This is a genomic window from Cellulomonas sp. P2_F12 (assembly GCF_056403775.1).
This window is the reverse complement of record NZ_JBFUEV010000001.1, coordinates 738,449-754,487: the sequence shown is the minus strand read 5'-3', so window position 1 is coordinate 754,487 and position 16,039 is coordinate 738,449. Positions and strand designations below refer to the sequence as shown.

The window sequence follows — 16,039 nt, the reverse complement described above, 5'->3', positions numbered from 1 at the left end:
TTCGGAGCGGTGGGGACGACGGATGGGTGAAGTTCGCCGAACGTTCGGCCCGGTAGGCTGTCGCCGCGGATGAGTCAGTCAGGCGGCCGCGTCGAGCCCTCGGGCTCGCCGAGGAACGTCCGGGCTCCGTAGAGCAGGGTGGTGGGTAACGCCCACCCGGGGTGACCCGCGGGACAGTGCCACAGAGAACAGACCGCCCGACCGGTCCGCCGGTCGGGTAAGGGTGAAACGGTGGTGTAAGAGACCACCAGCGTGCCGGGTGACCGGTGCGGCTTGGTAAACCCCACCCGGAGCAAGGTCAGACAGGGAGCGTTCGAGGGCTGCTCGCCCGAGCTCCCGGGTAGGCCGCTGGAGGCGTGCGGCAACGTACGTCGTAGAGGGATGGCCGCCACTCGCGCAGCTGCGGGCAACCGCGCGCGAGGACAGAACCCGGCGTATCGACTGACTCATCCGCCCTTACGGCTCTGACCTGCACAGACGCTCGACGGAAGCCTCGATTCCCGCGCGAGAGCGCCCCGTCCCGTGGTGGACCTTGGGCCCAGGTGGGGCACGCAGCGCTCGCGCACAATTGACATAACCCATTGCTGGGACTGTTGCGCAGGCCGGAACCACTCGGCGGACCGCAGCCCGTCGGTGTGCTGCGTCCTCGTGCCGGCACCCGAGCTCCTGCGAGTCCCTGCGGCTCGTCATGGCGTTCATCCACGAACTCCCAGCATCCCGGTCACGACATGCCGGACGGGTGTACCCGTGACTGCTCGAGAACAGGCACCGCGTTCCTGGGCAGCGTTGATCGTCCGCGCCCAGCGGACACGCCGAGAGGGAACGACATGCTCAGAAGGACCCTGATCGCGCTGGGGGCGAGCCTTGCGCTCGTGCTCGGCACGGGGGCTGCCGCGCTCGCCGACGAGCGCGCGCCGGACTCGCCACCGGACATCTGCATCCCGTCCGAGGGATCCGCCGCCGTCGAGACGACGTACAAGGACGTCCCGAACCCGGACTACGTGCCGTCCACGCCTGCTGTCCCCGGCACACCCGGTGTGGACGCGCGCTGGAACGACCTCGTCTGGCACAACTACACGGGCAACTACGACGGTTCCGGCCAGCCGCCGCTCGACGACCCCGCCTGGCACGCTCCCGGCAGCGACCCGAACGGCCAGAAGCACGAGGAGGGGAAGCTGCACCCGAACGTCCCGTACCAGACGGGGGAGGGGAACGGCAGCTGGTTCCTCTGGACCGGGACCTGGGCTCCGGCGGTGCCCGCGACGCCGGCGATCCCGGCTGTGCCCGCTCGGGGTGAGCCCACGATCCGCGTCGTGGACGTCCCGGGCCACGACGCCGTCCCGGCGGTGACCTGCGATGCGGCCTCGGTCGACTTCCACGTCACGGTCGCCCCGTCGTGCACGGACCGCGACGGCGCCGCGAGCCTGACGTGGAAGGGCGCGCACATCACCGACGCCGTGTTCGACGACGTCCCGATGACCCCGGCTGAGTTCGGCCTGTTCTACTCGGGCGACTACCCCGGACCGCTCGCAGGTCACTACCGGATCACGTACGCGGCCGACCCCGGCTACTCGTTCGGACAGGACCACACGACCCTGGTCGACTTCCGGATGCCGGCTGCGTTCACGGACGAGGACTGCGCCGCGCCGGTGGCACCTCCCGGCATCACCGTCACGACGTGCGAGCAGCACGACATCCTGCCGGTCAGCACCGACGTCGACACGCGGGGCTGGGTCCTCAAGCCCGAGAGCGGCTCCGCGTACGTCGAGGGCGGTCTGCGCCTCGACGGCACGGTGGGTGCGGGCTCGGCCTGGGCTCGTCTCGACCTCCCGGCGGGGACGCACCTGTCCGACATCGCCGGCGGGCTGGGCACCGACCTGGTCGCGTCGTCCGGCATCTGGTGGGGAGGCGTGATCCTCGACGGTGGTGACCTGAGCGCGCAGCTGCACTACGACAGCGACGGGCGCTTCTGGACCTCGCAGCAGGGCATCTTCCCGGACGCCACGCTGAAGGGCGGCTACTACGAGTCGAACGACGTGGCCGTTGACGCTCTGGTCGACCCGATCGTCGGGTCGCTCCGCATCTATGTCAACGAGGGCCAGTCGGCGGTCGTCGGCAGCCAGGACGTCGGCTGCCACACCCAGCCGTTCGCGTCCCTGGCTCCGCTCGTGGGCGAGCCCGGTGTTCCGACCGACCCGGCCGGGGTCCCGACCGACCCGGCCGTGGTTCCGACCGACCCGGCCCTGGTCGACGAGGTCCTTGCCGCGGACGCATCCGTGCCGGCCGGGTTCTACTCCCAGGTCCTCGCTGCGGAGGACCCTGCCGCGGCTGAGCTCGCGCAGACCGGGAGCGACGGCGTGGCGATCACGCTGGGTGCAGCACTGATCCTCGGGCTGTCCGGCCTCGGCCTGACGGTGATCCGTCGGCGGGGCACGCGCTGAGGGTCGTGACCACACGCCTGCGTGGGTGCGGTCGTTGAGCACACGGTCAGTGGTGCGGCGCCTGCGAAGGGTCCCGCACCACTGTCCGCTGCGCACATTCCGACTGCGCCGATCCACGTCGGCGGGGCACGATGGCTCCCATGAGCACCCTCGACCAGCTGACGTCCGACCTGACCACCGCCATGAAGGCCCGGGACACGGACCGCACGGGCATCCTGCGCCAGATCATCGGCGCGGTGCGGTTCGAGGCCAAGGCCGGGACGGTCGAGAAGGAGCTGTCCGAGGACGAGGTGCTCAAGATCCTGGCGCGCGAGGTGAAGAAGCGGCGCGACTCCGCCCAGATCTACGCCGACGCCAACGCGCCCGAGCGGGCCGCGACCGAGACGGCGGAGGCGGACCTCATCGAGACGTACCTGCCCGCGCAGCTGTCGGACGACGAGCTCGCGGCGCTGGTGTCGTCCGTCATCGACGACGTCGGTGCCACATCGGTGCGGGACATGGGCGCGGTCATGAAGGAGGCCACGGCGCGGGCCGGGGCGTCGGCGGACGGCAAGAAGCTGTCGACGCTGGTGCGCGCGGCGCTCAGCTGACGGTGGCGTCGAGGCGCTGGTAGGACCGTCCCGCCAGCACCGAGGCGACGTCGCTCGTCCACGGCAGGGGCGGCTCGGGCATCACGACGAGCCACGAGCCGTCCCGGTCGAAGAACCGCAGGTCGCCGTCGAACGCGTAGGTGTCGCGGACGTGCAGGCCCAGGTCGCTCGCCGAGAACGCGAGGTTGAACAGCCACGCGGACGGGTCCTGGATCTGCGCGTCGCTGTCGAGGTCCCGCGACGTCCACAGGCGCATCCAGGTGACCCTGCGGGATGTCGAGCCCGGCGCGCACCTGTCACCCGTGCGAGTGGTTCCGGTCAGCCCTCCGCGAGCGCGGCGAGCTCCTCCGCGAGGGCCGCGGCGGCCTGCTCGGGCGTCCGGCGCAGCAGGCAGAACTCGTTCCCCTCGGGGTCGGCCAGCACGTGCCAGAGGACGTCCTGCTGGCCGATGTCGACGCGGGTGGCGCCGAGAGACAGGAGCCGTTCGAGCTCCGTGGCCTGGTCGGAGCCGTTGGCCGGCCGCAGGTCGACGTGCAGCCGGTTCTTCACGACCTTCGCGTCGGGGACCTTGATGAACAGCCAGCCGGTCGCGCCGCCCTCGGGCGGGTCGATGCCGATCTCCTCGTCGTCGGCCGACGGGGGCCAGACGTAGCTCCAGCCGAGCACGTCGCACCACCACTGAGAGAGGGTGTGCGGGTCGGCGCAGTCGATGGTCAGGTGCGACACGGCGATCGTCATGCTCGGCACGCTAGAGGCAGCCGCCGACGGGCGCGAGCCCTATCTCGGGTCGATCCGCACGACGCCGGAGTCGAGGTCGAGCGGGGGAGCGGCGTCGCCGGTCTGGTGGATGTCGAGCTTCTGTCGCTCCTGCTCGGCGGTCAGGTGCACCCGGTTGGGCTGGAACACCTCGATGAAGTCGCCCAGCATGCCGCTGGCACCGACGCCCTCGCCGGACGGGCGCTCGCGCGGGCGTCGGCGGTCGAACCACCCGCGCGCGACCATGCGGTCGACCGCGACCAGCACGAGCGCGACGGCGACGACGCTTCCCGCGACGACCCATCCCATGTCGCTCAGGGTCCCACGGCCGCGACGTGAGCGGCGTGGGCGGCCACCGTCCACGGCAGAGCGAGGCGCTCGTCGGGGCGGCCGTCGCCGGACACCAGCGCGGCCAGGTAGGCGCGGTCGGCGACGAGCCGTCGGTGGAGCTCGTCCGCGCTCCCGGCGCGGCCGTGCCCCGGGACGACGACCGTCGCGTCGACGGACGCGAGCAGGTCCAGCGCGGCGAGGTAGTCGCCGACGGGGTCGTCGGCGGACAGGTCGAGCAACGGGATCTCGACGTCGGAGAGCATGTCGCCCGCGACGAGCACGCCGGCGTCGGGCAGGTGCAGCGCCGTGTGCGGGTTTGCGTGCGCGGAGTGCTGGAGCACGTGCACCGGCGGTCCGGCCCAGTCGAGCACCCCGGCGGTGCGCTGCGGGTACGGCGCCACCAGCGCAGCGATCGGCGCCGGTGCCTCCCCGGTCCGGGCGAGCTCGGGGTCGGCGTCCCTCTCGGCGGCCAGGGTCTCCGCATCGGTGCCCGACGCGCCGGCCGACCAGCGGGGGAGCCCGGTCAGCCCCCGACCGTCGAGCACGTGGTCCCAGTGCGCGTGGGTCGACCACACAGCGACGGGGGTCCAGCCGTGCGTCCGGATCGCGTCCGCGAGCCCGTCGACCTCGCTGGCCGTGACAGCCGGGTCGACCACCAGGCAGGTCCCGTCCGCGCCGACGACGACCGTCGAGGTCGTCGTGTACACCTGACTCGTCGCGACGTGTACACCCGGCGCGACCTCCACCAGGTCGCGCACGGTGTCAGCCGCGGGCCTCGGCGGCGAGGGCGGCCGCTCCGACGATGCCGGCCGCGTTGCGCAGCTGCGCCGGCACGATCGTCGTGCGCAGGTCGAGCAGCGGCAGGAAGTCCGAGTGGTGCTTGCTCACGCCACCGCCCACCACGATGAGGTCGGGCCAGAAGAGGTTCTCCACCACCGTGAAGTACCGCTGCAGGCGCTCGGCCCACTGCGCCCAGTCGAGGCCGTCCCGGTCGCGCACGCTCTCGGCGGCCCGCGACTCGGCGTCGTACCCGTCGATCTCGAGGTGGCCGAGCTCGGTGTTGGGCACCAGGTGCCCGTCGACGATCAGCGCGGAGCCGATGCCGGTGCCCAGCGTCACCACGAGGACGACGCCGTCGACGTCCTTGGCCGCGCCGTAGAGCACCTCGGCGTACCCGGCGGCGTCGGCGTCGTTGACGGCGAGCACCCGGCGTCCTGTCGTGTCCTGCACGGCCTTCTCGACGTCGGTGCCGATCCAGGACTTGTCGACGTTGGCGGCGGACTGCGCGACTCCGTGCAGGATCACCGCCGGGAACGTGACGCCGATCGGCACGTCCTTGTCCAGGTGGAACGAGTCCACGACCTTCGCGACCGTCTCCGCCACGGCGTCGGGCGTGGAGGGCTGCGGGGTCGGGATGCGAAGCCGGTCGGCGGCGAACTCGCCGTCCTGGAGCGACACGGGGGCGCCCTTGATGCCGCTCCCGCCGATGTCGATGCCGAACGCGGTCTGGGGGGACTTGGAGTGCTTGTGGTCGCTCATGGCAGGGTCAGGATCTCCGCTCCGGTGTCGGTGACCAGCAGGGTGTGCTCGAACTGCGCGCTGCGCCGTCCGTCGGCCGTCAGGACAGTCCAGTCGTCGTCCCACATGACCCAGTCCGGGGTCCCCAGGTTGAGCATGGGCTCGATTGTGAACACCATGCCCGGCTCGATCAGGGTGTCGTAGGCCGGCGCGGCGTCGTAGTGCGGGACGACGAGCCCCGTGTGGAACGCGGGCCCGACGCCGTGCCCCGTGTAGTCACGGACGACGCCGTACCCGAACCGCGCCGCGTACTTCTCGATGACCCGGCCGACCACGTTGATCTCCCGGCCCGGGACGACCGCCTTGATCGCCCGGTTCAGCGACTCACGCGTGCGCTCGACCAGCAGCCGCGACTCGTCGTCGACGTCGCCGGCCAGGAAGGTCGCGTTGTTGTCGCCGTGCACGCCGCCGATGTAGGCCGTGACGTCGATGTTCACGATGTCGCCGTCCTCGACCACGGTCGAGTCGGGGATGCCGTGGCAGATGACCTCGTTGATCGAGGTGCACAGGGACTTCGGGAACCCGCGGTAGCCGAGCGTCGACGGGTAGGCGCCCTGGTCGACCAGGAACTCGTGGCCGATGGCGTCGAGCTCGTCCGTGGTGACGCCCGGCGCGACGTGGCTGCCGACGAGCTCGAGGGCCTGGGCGGCGATGCGCGCGGCGACCCGGATCCGCTCGATCATCTCGGGCTCGAGGACGTTGCTGCCCGACCAGTGCGCGGGGCCGGGCCGACCGACGTACTCGGGCCGGGCGATGGAGGACGGGACCGGCCGGCGGGGGCTCTGCGTGCCCGGGACGAGGGCGCCTCGTGGCGCGTGCACGGTCGACATACCTGGCAGTCTACGGACTGGAGGGCATCGTGGCCGGTCAGGGCCGGTGCCTCGACGAAGGGAGCGCGCGATGGCAGGCGACTACTGGTTCAACACCGAGACCCACGAGGTCGAGGAGGGGCGCCAGAGCGACTGGACCAAGCTGATGGGTCCGTACGCGACACGCGACGAGGCGACGCACGCGCTGGAGAAGGCACGCAAGCGCAACCAGGACTGGGACGCCGAGGACGAGGACAAGTCCTAGCGCCGCGCCAGCGTCGCCAGGATCGGGCGGTGGTCGCTGCCGCCGGTGCGCGGGAGCACCTGGAAGCCGACCACGCGCCAGGCCCGGCCGTCCACGAGGACGTGGTCGATGGGTGCGGCGAGGAACCGGGGAGCGCTCGCCGGCCAGGTGCCCAGCGCCGCGGCCCCGACGGCTCGGGCCGCGTCGACGCACGGGCCGAGGTCCCGCAGACCGGGGTGGTCGAGAGTCGAGTTGAGGTCGCCCGCCACGATCACCCCGGGCGTCGCGCCGCACGTGTCCGCGACCAGCCGGGTCTCCGCCCGCCACTCGGGCATCGCGCGTCGGCCCACCGGCGAGATCGGGTGGGCCGCGACGAGCACGGGCGAGGTGGCCGGATCCGTCGGGTCGGCCCGCAAGGTCCCGAGCCTCGTCGGCAGGGGGACCGCGGTCGGGTACGTGCCCACCCGGGCGGACACGAGCAGGGCGGTCCCGGCGATGAACGACGTGTGCCCCTCGGCGGTGAGCAGCTGCATCGGGTGGCCGGCCGCGGCGAGCCGCTTGGCGGTCATCCGGGCCGTGTAGTCCGACGTCTCGGGCAGGACCACGACGTCGGCGTCGTGGTCCAGCACCAGCGGGGCGAGCACGGACGCGTCCACGGTGTCGAGGGTGTTGAACGACAGGACCACCAGCTGGTCGTCCGGCGAGGCCGCGGCGACCTGCTGCGGCACGGACCGCTCGACGAGCACCACCGCCTGCGCGACGGCCCCGACCGCGAACGCGACCGCGAGCGGCAGGAGCGGGCGCCGGGTCGCGGGGACGACCAGCAGGGCGGCGGCGGCTCCGGCGGCGCCGAGGGCGAGAAGCGCGCGGAACGAGACCACCTGCGCGACGAGGTAGACCCCGGACGCGACCGGGACGGCGAGCGCGACGAGCGCGACGAGGACGGCGGCCGCGACGACCCACACGAGGACTCGCGCGGCTGCGGTCACGCGTCGAACTGGTGGTCCGCGTCCGGGAACGTGCCGCCGCGCACCTCGTCGGCGTAGGCCGACGCCGCGGCCTTGAGCGCTGCGCCCACCTCGCCGAACCGCTTGGCGAACCGGGGGGACCAGTCGGTCATGCCCGCCATGTCGACCCAGACGAGCACCTGCCCGTCGCACTGCGAGCCCGCGCCGATGCCGATGGTGGGGATGTGCAGGATCTCGGTGACGCGCGCGGCCACGGGGGCGGGCACCATCTCGAGCACGACGGCGACGGCTCCGGCCTCGGCGATCGCGACGGCGTCCTCGCAGAGCAGCTCCGCCGCGAGGTCGCCGCGACCCTGGACCCGGGGCCCGCCCAGCAGGTTCTCCGACTGCGGGGTGTAGCCGAGGTGGGCCACGACGGGGATGCCGGCGTCGGTCAGCGCCCTGATCTGCGGGGTGACCCGCTTGCCGCCCTCGAACTTCACGGCGGCGACGCCCGTCTCCTTCATCATCCGCACCGCGGTCTCCAGCGCCTGCGCCGGTCCCGCCTCGTACGAGCCGAACGGCAGGTCGGCGACGACGAACGCGCGCCTCGCGGCCCCCGCGACGGCCCGGGCCGGGGGGATCAGGTCGTCCACGGTGACCGGCAGGGTCGTCGTGTGACCGTGCATCGTGTTCCCGATCGAGTCGCCCACCAGCAGCATGTCGATGCCGGCCTCGTCGAAGATCCGCGCGGTGACGGCGTCGTAGGCCGTGAGCATGGTCAGCCGCTCGCCGCGCTCCTTGGCCTCGCGCAGGTGGTGCACGCGGACGCGCTTCGGGCTCTGGGTCATTGCTGATGCTCCTGTCGGGGTGCTCACGGCTCGCGCCAGCGGGTGGTGATGGGCAGGCGGCGGTCGCGGCCGAACGCGAGTGCGGTCACCTTGGTGCCCGGCGGGTACTGGCGCCGCTTCCACTCGGCCCGGTCGACCAGCGCGAGGACCTTGTCGACGACCGCGGGGTCGAAGCCCCGGGCCAGCAGCTCGGCCCGGCCCTCGGCGTTCTCGACGTAGGCGTCCAGCACCTCGTCGAGGAGGTCGTACGGTGGCAGCGAGCCCTGGTCGACCTGACCGGGCCGCAGCTCCGCGGACGGCGGCTTGGTGATCGACGACTCGGGGATGGGGGGCAGCTCGTCGGGCCCGAAGACGCCGTCGAGCGCGGCGTTGTTCCGCCACCGCGCGAGCGCCCAGACCCGCGACTTGTCGATGTCCTTGATGGGCGCGAACCCGCCGACGGCGTCGCCGTAGATCGTCGAGTAGCCCACCGCCAGCTCGGTCTTGTTGCCCGGCGCCAGCACGAGGTGGCCCTCGGAGTTGGACAGCGCCATCAGGATGACGCCCCGGATGCGCGCCTGCAGGTTCTCGGCCGCCAGCCCGTCGAGCGCCATGGAGCCCTCGAACGCGTCGACCATGGGCTTGATCGGCTGCACGCGGTAGTCGGCGCCGATCCGTTTGGCCAGGTCCGCGGCGTCGTCCAGGCTGTGCTCCGAGGAGTAGACCGACGGCATCGAGATGCCGACCACGTTCTCGCCCCCGATGGCGTCGGCGGCGATGGCCGCCACCAGCGCGGAGTCGATGCCGCCCGACATCCCGAAGACCACCGAGCGGAACCCGTTCTTGGTCACGTACCCGCGCAGCCCGGTGACCAGCGCGCGGTAGACCTCCTCGTCGGGCGCCAGCGGCTGCGCGACCGGGCCGGTCGCCGGGGCGTCGTCGTCGGCCACCAGGTCCCAGACCAGCAGGTGCTCCTCGAACTGCGGCGCGCGGGTCAGGACCGTGCCGTCGGGGGCGATGACGAACGACCCGCCGTCGAAGACGAGGTCGTCCTGCGCGCCGACGAGGTTGACGTAGGCGACGGGCGCCTCGACCTCGTGCGCCCGCCGGGCCGCCAGCTCGACCCGCTGGTAGCCCTTGCCCTCCTCGTAGGGAGAGGCGTTGAGCACGACGAGCAACGAGACCTCGTTCTCGTCCATCTGCGAGACCGGGCCGCCGTCCTGCCAGATGTCCTCGCAGATCACCACCCCGACCCGGCGGCCCTGGACGTCGATCACGCAGACGTCGTCGCCGGCCGCGAAGATCCGGTACTCGTCGAACACGCCGTAGTTGGGCAGGTGGTGCTTGTCGTACCGCACCTGCACCTGGCCGTGCTGCAGGAGGACCGCCTGGTTGGTGGGCCGCCGCGGCCCCTCGGGCGCACCGGGCTCGTGCACCGGGGTGACCGACCGCTCCCCGACGGTGCCGACCAGGACGGCGAGCTCCCCGAGACCCTCGTCGGCCAGCGCGGCGGCCGTCCTCTGCAGCGCGGCCTCGGCGCCCCGCCGGAACGACGCCCGCAGCGCGAGGTCCTCGATCGGGTAGCCCGTCAGGGTCATCTCGGGGAACACGACCAGGTCCGCGCCGGCGTGCGCGGCGGTGCGGGCCCAGTCCAGGACGGCCAGGGCGTTCGCGTCGACGTCGCCCACGCGCGTGTCGATCTGCGCGAGCGCGATGCGGGGGTGAGGCATGGGGTCGAGCCTAACCATCGCTCCGATGTGTCAGCGCGCCCGCCTGCGGGAACGGGCCGGTGCGCGCGTGCGCAAAGCCGGCGCCGACGCACCTCGGTCAGTGACCCTCGGCGACGCCGTTCATCAGGCAGGATGTACCGCATGGACAGGCAGCAGGAGTTCGTGCTCCGCACGGTCGAGGAGCGGGACATCCGCTTCATCCGTCTCTGGTTCACCGACGTGCTCGGGATCCTGAAGTCGGTGGCGGTCGCCCCGGCCGAGCTGGAGGCCGCCTTCTCCGAGGGGATCGGCTTCGACGGCAGCGCGATCGAGGGCCTGACGCGGGTGTACGAGGCGGACATGATCGCCAAGCCCGACCCGTCGACGTTCCAGGTCCTGCCGTGGCGGGGCGAGCGGCACGGCACGGCCCGCATGTTCTGCGACCTGCTGACGCCCGACGGGGAGCCGTCGCTGGCGGACTCGCGCAACGTGCTCAAGCGCGCGCTGTCCAAGGCCGCCGACCAGGGGTTCACCTTCTACACGCACCCCGAGGTCGAGTTCTACCTGTTCGACGCCCCCGCGGACCCGACCCAGCCGCTGGTGCCGGTCGACCAGGGCGGCTACTTCGACCACGTGCCGCGCGGCACCGCCCACGACTTCCGCCGCGCCGCGATCACGATGCTCGAGTCGATGGGCATCTCGGTGGAGTTCTCCCACCACGAGGCCGGTCCGGGCCAGAACGAGATCGACCTGCGCTACGCCGACGCCCTGACCACCGCGGACAACATCATGACGTTCCGCACCGTGGTCAAGGAGGTCGCGCTCGAGCAGGGCGTCTTCGCCAGCTTCATGCCCAAGCCGCTGGCCGACCAGCCCGGCTCGGGCATGCACACGCACCTGTCGCTGTTCCAGGGCGACCGCAACGCGTTCCACGAGGCGGGCGGGCACCTGGAGCTCTCCAAGACCGCGCGCTCGTTCATCGCGGGCCTGCTGAAGCACGCCCCCGAGATCACTGCCGTGACCAACCAGTTCGTGAACTCGTACAAGCGGCTGTGGGGCGGCGCCGAGGCGCCGAGCTACGTCTGCTGGGGCCACAACAACCGGTCGGCCCTCGTGCGCGTGCCCATGTACAAGCCCGGCAAGGGGAACTCGAGCCGGATCGAGTACCGCGCGATCGACTCCGCCACCAACCCGTACCTCGCGTTCGCGCTGCTGCTGACCGCCGGCCTCAAGGGCGTCGAGGAGGGCTACGAGCTGCCCGAGGGTGCCGAGGACGACGTGTGGGAGCTGACCGACGCGGAGCGTCGCGCGCTGGGCATCGAGCCGCTGCCGTCGTCGCTCGAGGCCGCGATCTCGATCATGGAGCGCTCGGAGCTCGTCGCTGAGACGCTCGGCGAGCACGTGTTCGACTACTTCCTGCGCAACAAGCGCCAGGAGTGGGAGGCCTACCGCGCTCAGGTGACGCCGTACGAGCTCCGGCGGTTCCTGCCGGTCCTGTGAGCGTTCCGGAGGGCCGCACGGCCGGTCGCGGGACGTCGCTGGCCGGCCGGCTCACCCGCGTCGGGGTCTCGGACGCCGCCCGGGCCGAGAAGCTCCTGGCCGACCCGGCGCTGCTGCGGGTCGTCGAGGCTCCGACCGAGCTGCTGATCGCGCCGCTGGCCGAGGTGGCGGACCCCGACCAGGCGTTGCTCGCGCTCGCGAAGCTCGCGGGTGCCGTCGTCGGCAGCCCCGAGCTGCTCGGTGTCCTGCGCGGCATCCTCGAGGAGGACGGCCCGCCGCGGGCGCGGCTGCTCGCGGTGGTCGGGGCGTCGGTGGCGCTCGGCGACACGCTCGTGGCGCACCCGGAGAACCTCCGGGTGATCCTCGACGACACCGCGGGCACGGGCGTGCCGGTCGCCGCGGTGCGTGCGGAGCTGCTGGCGGCCGTCGGTGCCGACGTGGAGGCCGACGTGCCGGTCGCGACGATCGTCGGCGCCGCCGGAACGGACGCGATGCGGCTGGCCTACCGGTCCCGCCTGTTGCGGATCGCCGCGACCGACCTGACCAGCTCGGAGCCGTTGAGCCGGCTGCCCGGCGTCGCGGCAGCCCTGGCGGACCTCGCCGGCGCGGCCCTCGAGGCGGCCCTCGCCCTGGCCCGGGCGGACCTGGACGACCACGGTCGGGGGGTCCGGCTGGCGGTCATCGGCATGGGCAAGGGCGGCGGCCGCGAGCTCAACTACGTGAGCGACGTCGACGTCATCTACGTCGCCGAGCCCGTCGACGGCGTCGACGAGGCCGAGGCCCTCGCTGCAGGCTCTCGCCTGGCGGCCGGCCTGGCGCGGGCGTGCTCGACCCCGTCGGCCGAGCCCGCGCTGTGGCCGGTCGACGCCGCCCTGCGGCCCGAGGGCAAGGACGGGCCCCTGGTCCGCACGATGGCCAGCCACAAGGCGTACTACGAGCGCTGGGCCAAGACCTGGGAGTTCCAGGCGCTGCTCAAGGCGCGCCCGCTCGCGGGCGACCAGGCCCTCGGGGCCGAGTACGTCGAGATGACGCAGCCGTTCGTGTGGAGCGCCGTGACGCGCGAGCACTTCGTCGAGGACTCGCAGGCGATGCGTCGACGGGTGGAGAGCCACGTGCCCGCCGCGGAGGCCGACCGGCAGCTCAAGCTGGGCGTCGGAGGGCTCCGGGACGTCGAGTTCACCGTCCAGCTGCTCCAGCTGGTGCACGGCCGGGCCGACGAGTCGATCCGCAGCCCCAGCACGCTGACCGCGCTCGCCGCGCTGGCCGCCGGCGGGTACGTCGGCCGGTCGCACGCCGCGCAGCTGGCCGTCTGCTACCGCCTTCTGCGGGTGCTCGAGCACCGCATCCAGCTGCACCGGCTGCGGCGCACGCACCTCATGCCGACCTCCGAGCCCGACCTGCGCCGGCTCGCCCGGTCGATCGGCATGCGGGCCGATGGTGCCGCGGGGCTGCTCGAGCGGTGGCGCGCCGCCCGCCGCGAGGTCCGGGGGCTGCACGAGGAGCTGTTCTACCGCCCGCTGCTCCCGGCGACGGCCCAGCTGTCGACGGAGGAGGCGAGCCTCGCGCCGGAGGCTGCCAAGGCCCGGCTCGCGGCCATCGGCTACACCGACCCCGCCGGCGCCATGCGGCACATCGCGGCCCTCACCGAGGGCGTCTCCCGCCGCGCGGCGATCCAGCGCCAGCTGTTGCCGGTGATGCTCGGCTGGTTCGCGGACGGCGCCGACCCTGACGGCGGGCTGCTCGCGTTCCGTCGGCTGTCGGACGAGCTGGGCGCCACCCACTGGTACCTCAAGCTGTTGCGCGACTCCGGGACGGCGGCCCGGCGGCTGGCGCGCGTGCTCTCGACGTCCCGCTACGTGGCCGACGCGCTCGCCCGCTCGCCGGAGTCGGTCACGTGGCTCGCCGACGACGCGGACCTGGTGCCGCGCACGTTCGAGCGCCTGACCGCCGAGGCCGACGCGATCCTCACCCGGTCCGACGAGCCCGTGCCCGCGGTCACGGCGCTGCGCGGGCTGCGCCGCCGCGAGCTGTCCCGCACGGCCGCCGCCGACGTCCTCGGCGTGGTCACGGGGCAGCGCGCGTCCCGCAGCCTGAGCGCGGCCGCCGACGTGGTGCTCGTCGGTGCGCTGCGGGTGGCGGAGTGGGAGGCGCGCCGGGAGCGCGGCCTGCCCGAGAGCCCCACCCGGCTGCTGGTGGTGGCGATGGGCCGCTGGGGCGGCGGGGAGATGGGGTACTCGTCCGACGCCGACGTCCTGTTCGTGCACGACCCGGTCGAGGGTGCCGACCCCGTCGCGGCGCAGGAGTTCGCGCTGCAGGTCACGATGTCGCTGCGGTCGCTGCTGGGGACCGTCGGACCCGAGCCGACGCTCGAGGTCGACGCCAACCTGCGCCCCGAGGGTCGCAACGGTCCGCTGGTCCGGTCGTTCGACGCCTATGCGGAGTACTACGAGCGCTGGTCGTCGACGTGGGAGAGCCAGGCGCTCCTGCGCGCCCGACCGGTCGCGGGCGACGACGAGCTGGGGGAGCGCTTCGTCCGGCTGATCGACCCGTTGCGGTACCCGGCCGGCGGCGTCGACCCGGCCGCCGAGCGGGAGGTGCGCCGGATCAAGGCGCGCGTCGAGTCCGAGCGGCTGCCGCGCGGGGTGGAGCCGGCCCGGCACCTCAAGCTGGGTCGGGGAGGCATCTCGGACGTCGAGTGGACGGCACAGCTGCTCCAGCTCCAGCACGCCCACGTGGTGCCCGCGCTGCGCACGACGGCGACGCTGGAGGCGCTCGACGCCGCGGCGGCCGCCGGACTGCTCGACGCCGACGACGCCCGGGTGCTCAGCGAGGCGTGGCTGCTGGCGAGCCGTCTCCGGGACGCCAACGTGCTGTGGAGCGGCCGCGGTGGGTCGCACGCCGACGTGCTGCCGCACGACCGGCAGGCGCTGGCCGGGCTGGCCCGGGTCGTGGGGTACCCGGCGGGCTCCGGGGGCGAGCTCGAGCAGGACTACCTGCGCACGGCCCGGCGCGCGCGCGCCGTGGTGGAGCGCGTCTTCTACGGCTGATCCGGCTCGCCGGGGGACTCCTCGGGCACCTCGACCCAGCCGCGCTGGCGGCGCAGGGCGGCCTCGTCCTCCTTGAGCAGCTCGTCGTCGATCAGGTCGTGCCGGCGGATATAGGTCGAGGAGACGGCCTGGACCGTCGCGACCACCGGGAGGGCGAGGAACGCCCCGATGGGCCCGAACACCGCGCCGAACCCGATGACCCCGAGGAACGACACGGCCGGGTTGATCTCGAGCGACCGCGAGGACACCTTGGGGGAGAACACGAGGTTCTCCACCTGCTGGTACGCGATGATGAACGCGAGCACCAGGAGCCCCTTGACCGGGTCGATCGCGAGGGCGACGGCCACCGGGAGCGCACCGCCGATGTACGTGCCGATCGTCGGCACGAACTGCGAGACCACCCCGGTGAACGCGGCCAGCGGGAGCGCGTAGGGGATGTGCAGCAGGCTCAGGAAGAGGAACGTGAACGCCGTCGACAGCGCGGCGAGCACGATCCGCGAGTTGATGAAGTCCGCGACCTTCTCCTGCGAGACCTCCCACAGCCGCAGCACCTCGCGCTGCCGGGCCGGGGCCAGCATCCGGCAGATCGCCGCGCGCAGCCGAGGTCCGGCGCTCGCCATGTAGTAGACGACGAGCAGCACGGAGCTCGCGGTGAACAGGCCGCCGACGATCGACGAGCCGAGCCCGATGAGCCCCGGAGCGAGCTCCTGCCAGTGCGCGCTGAGGTTGATCAGCAGGTCGTCGGCCTCGGGCATGTCGACCGCGAAGGTCGTCGTCACCCAGTCGGCGAACTGCGCGTAGTACTCGGGCAGGGACTGCACCAGCTCGACGAGCTGCGTGATGAAGAGGCCCCCGAACAGCGCGATCACGGCCAGGATGGCCAGCAGCGACACCGACATGACGACGCCGGTGGCCCGCGTGCGCCGCAGCCCGCGCGCCACCAGCCAGCGGATCAGCGGTTCCATGGCGAGCGACAGGAACCACGAGATGACGATGATGAAGATGACGTTGCCCAGCTGGGCCAGCGCCTTCCACGCGAAGAGGCCGAGGAAGACCGCGACGGCCGCCATGAGCAGGGCGCGCGGCAGCCACTGAGGCGGCTTGCGCGGGTCGCCGGTGGCCAGGACGACCGGACCGGCGACGGTTCGTTTCGGCATCAGGGTCCCCCGGAAGGGTGGGCGAGCGGGCTCGCGTGCGACGTTCGGCTCGAGTCGCACGGTACCGGCCGGGCAGTGCCTTCTCGCGGTCCGGCGCGGTC

15 protein-coding genes and 1 other RNA gene are annotated in these 16,039 nt (G+C 72.8%); 6 read left to right on the top strand and 10 right to left on the bottom strand.

All coding sequences use genetic code 11. The features are described 5' to 3' along the window. The first annotated feature begins 70 nt into the window (after positions 1 to 70). The 3 genes from rnpB to AC1DWH_RS03480 all read left to right on the top strand — a co-directional run bounded on the left by rnpB (position 71) and on the right by AC1DWH_RS03480 (position 3,031). Positions 71 to 453, top strand: an RNA gene (gene rnpB / locus AC1DWH_RS03490) — RNase P RNA component class A. Positions 454 to 827: 374 nt separating this feature from the next. After that, complete coding sequence (locus AC1DWH_RS03485) at positions 828 to 2,441, top strand: hypothetical protein (protein ID WP_477092487.1); 1,614 nt, start codon at positions 828 to 830, stop codon at positions 2,439 to 2,441. A gap of 140 nt (positions 2,442 to 2,581) precedes the next feature. Next, the gene (locus tag AC1DWH_RS03480; protein WP_477092486.1) at positions 2,582 to 3,031 is read left to right on the top strand and encodes a GatB/YqeY domain-containing protein; all 450 of its coding nucleotides are present in this window, start codon (positions 2,582 to 2,584) and stop codon (positions 3,029 to 3,031) included. Here the strand turns inward: AC1DWH_RS03480 and AC1DWH_RS03475 are convergent. From AC1DWH_RS03475 to map, 6 genes are all read right to left on the bottom strand, one after another. After that, on the bottom strand, positions 3,024 to 3,287 hold the full coding sequence (locus AC1DWH_RS03475; protein WP_477092485.1) for a hypothetical protein: 264 nt from the start codon (positions 3,285 to 3,287) through the stop codon (positions 3,024 to 3,026). The two genes, AC1DWH_RS03480 and AC1DWH_RS03475, sit on opposite strands and share 8 nt — an antisense overlap. A 62-nt stretch (positions 3,288 to 3,349) precedes the next feature. Beyond that, a complete protein-coding gene (locus AC1DWH_RS03470; protein WP_477092484.1) occupies positions 3,350 to 3,769 on the bottom strand; it encodes a VOC family protein in 420 nt (139 codons plus the stop codon). Between the two features lie 39 nt (positions 3,770 to 3,808). Further along, a complete protein-coding gene (locus tag AC1DWH_RS03465) occupies positions 3,809 to 4,096 on the bottom strand; it encodes a DUF6191 domain-containing protein (RefSeq protein WP_477092483.1) in 288 nt (95 codons plus the stop codon). A 5-nt stretch (positions 4,097 to 4,101) separates the two neighbouring features. Next, positions 4,102 to 4,875, bottom strand: a complete 774-nt coding sequence (locus AC1DWH_RS03460; RefSeq protein ID WP_477092482.1) for an MBL fold metallo-hydrolase — start codon at positions 4,873 to 4,875, stop codon at positions 4,102 to 4,104. 4 nt (positions 4,876 to 4,879) lie between these two features. Then, positions 4,880 to 5,656 (bottom strand): polyphosphate--glucose phosphotransferase, encoded by a 777-nt coding sequence (ppgK, locus tag AC1DWH_RS03455; protein ID WP_456843953.1) that lies wholly within the window; start codon positions 5,654 to 5,656, stop codon positions 4,880 to 4,882. Next, complete coding sequence (gene map / locus AC1DWH_RS03450; protein WP_477092481.1) at positions 5,653 to 6,525, bottom strand: type I methionyl aminopeptidase; 873 nt, start codon at positions 6,523 to 6,525, stop codon at positions 5,653 to 5,655. Before map ends, ppgK begins: the two co-directional genes overlap by 4 nt. Before the next feature lie 70 nt (positions 6,526 to 6,595). Between map and AC1DWH_RS03445 the strand changes: the two genes are divergently transcribed. Then, a complete protein-coding gene (locus AC1DWH_RS03445; protein ID WP_456843951.1) occupies positions 6,596 to 6,769 on the top strand; it encodes an SPOR domain-containing protein in 174 nt (57 codons plus the stop codon). On the opposite strand, the gene AC1DWH_RS03440 is transcribed toward AC1DWH_RS03445, so the two are convergent. Genes AC1DWH_RS03440 through AC1DWH_RS03430 form a run of 3 tightly spaced genes read right to left on the bottom strand, consistent with a single transcriptional unit; the run spans position 6,766 to position 10,255 of the window. Continuing rightward, a complete protein-coding gene (locus AC1DWH_RS03440) occupies positions 6,766 to 7,737 on the bottom strand; it encodes an endonuclease/exonuclease/phosphatase family protein (protein ID WP_477092480.1) in 972 nt (323 codons plus the stop codon). The genes AC1DWH_RS03445 and AC1DWH_RS03440 overlap by 4 nt on opposite strands. Then, the gene (panB, locus tag AC1DWH_RS03435; protein WP_456843949.1) at positions 7,734 to 8,546 is read right to left on the bottom strand and encodes a 3-methyl-2-oxobutanoate hydroxymethyltransferase; all 813 of its coding nucleotides are present in this window, start codon (positions 8,544 to 8,546) and stop codon (positions 7,734 to 7,736) included. The genes AC1DWH_RS03440 and panB overlap by 4 nt, the downstream gene beginning before the upstream one ends. A 23-nt stretch (positions 8,547 to 8,569) precedes the next feature. Beyond that, a complete protein-coding gene (locus AC1DWH_RS03430; protein WP_477092479.1) occupies positions 8,570 to 10,255 on the bottom strand; it encodes an NAD+ synthase in 1,686 nt (561 codons plus the stop codon). Positions 10,256 to 10,396: 141 nt separating this feature from the next. Between AC1DWH_RS03430 and glnA the strand changes: the two genes are divergently transcribed. Beyond that, complete coding sequence (glnA, locus tag AC1DWH_RS03425) at positions 10,397 to 11,734, top strand: type I glutamate--ammonia ligase (RefSeq protein WP_456843947.1); 1,338 nt, start codon at positions 10,397 to 10,399, stop codon at positions 11,732 to 11,734. Beyond that, positions 11,731 to 14,781 carry a bifunctional [glutamine synthetase] adenylyltransferase/[glutamine synthetase]-adenylyl-L-tyrosine phosphorylase gene (locus tag AC1DWH_RS03420; protein ID WP_477092478.1) on the top strand — a complete coding sequence of 1,017 codons (3,051 nt, stop codon included), beginning with the start codon at positions 11,731 to 11,733 and terminating at the stop codon, positions 14,779 to 14,781. Before glnA ends, AC1DWH_RS03420 begins: the two co-directional genes overlap by 4 nt. Here the strand turns inward: AC1DWH_RS03420 and AC1DWH_RS03415 are convergent. Continuing rightward, positions 14,772 to 15,938 carry an AI-2E family transporter gene (locus tag AC1DWH_RS03415; RefSeq protein ID WP_456843945.1) on the bottom strand — a complete coding sequence of 389 codons (1,167 nt, stop codon included), beginning with the start codon at positions 15,936 to 15,938 and terminating at the stop codon, positions 14,772 to 14,774. The two genes, AC1DWH_RS03420 and AC1DWH_RS03415, sit on opposite strands and share 10 nt — an antisense overlap. Positions 15,939 to 16,039 lie beyond the last annotated feature (101 nt).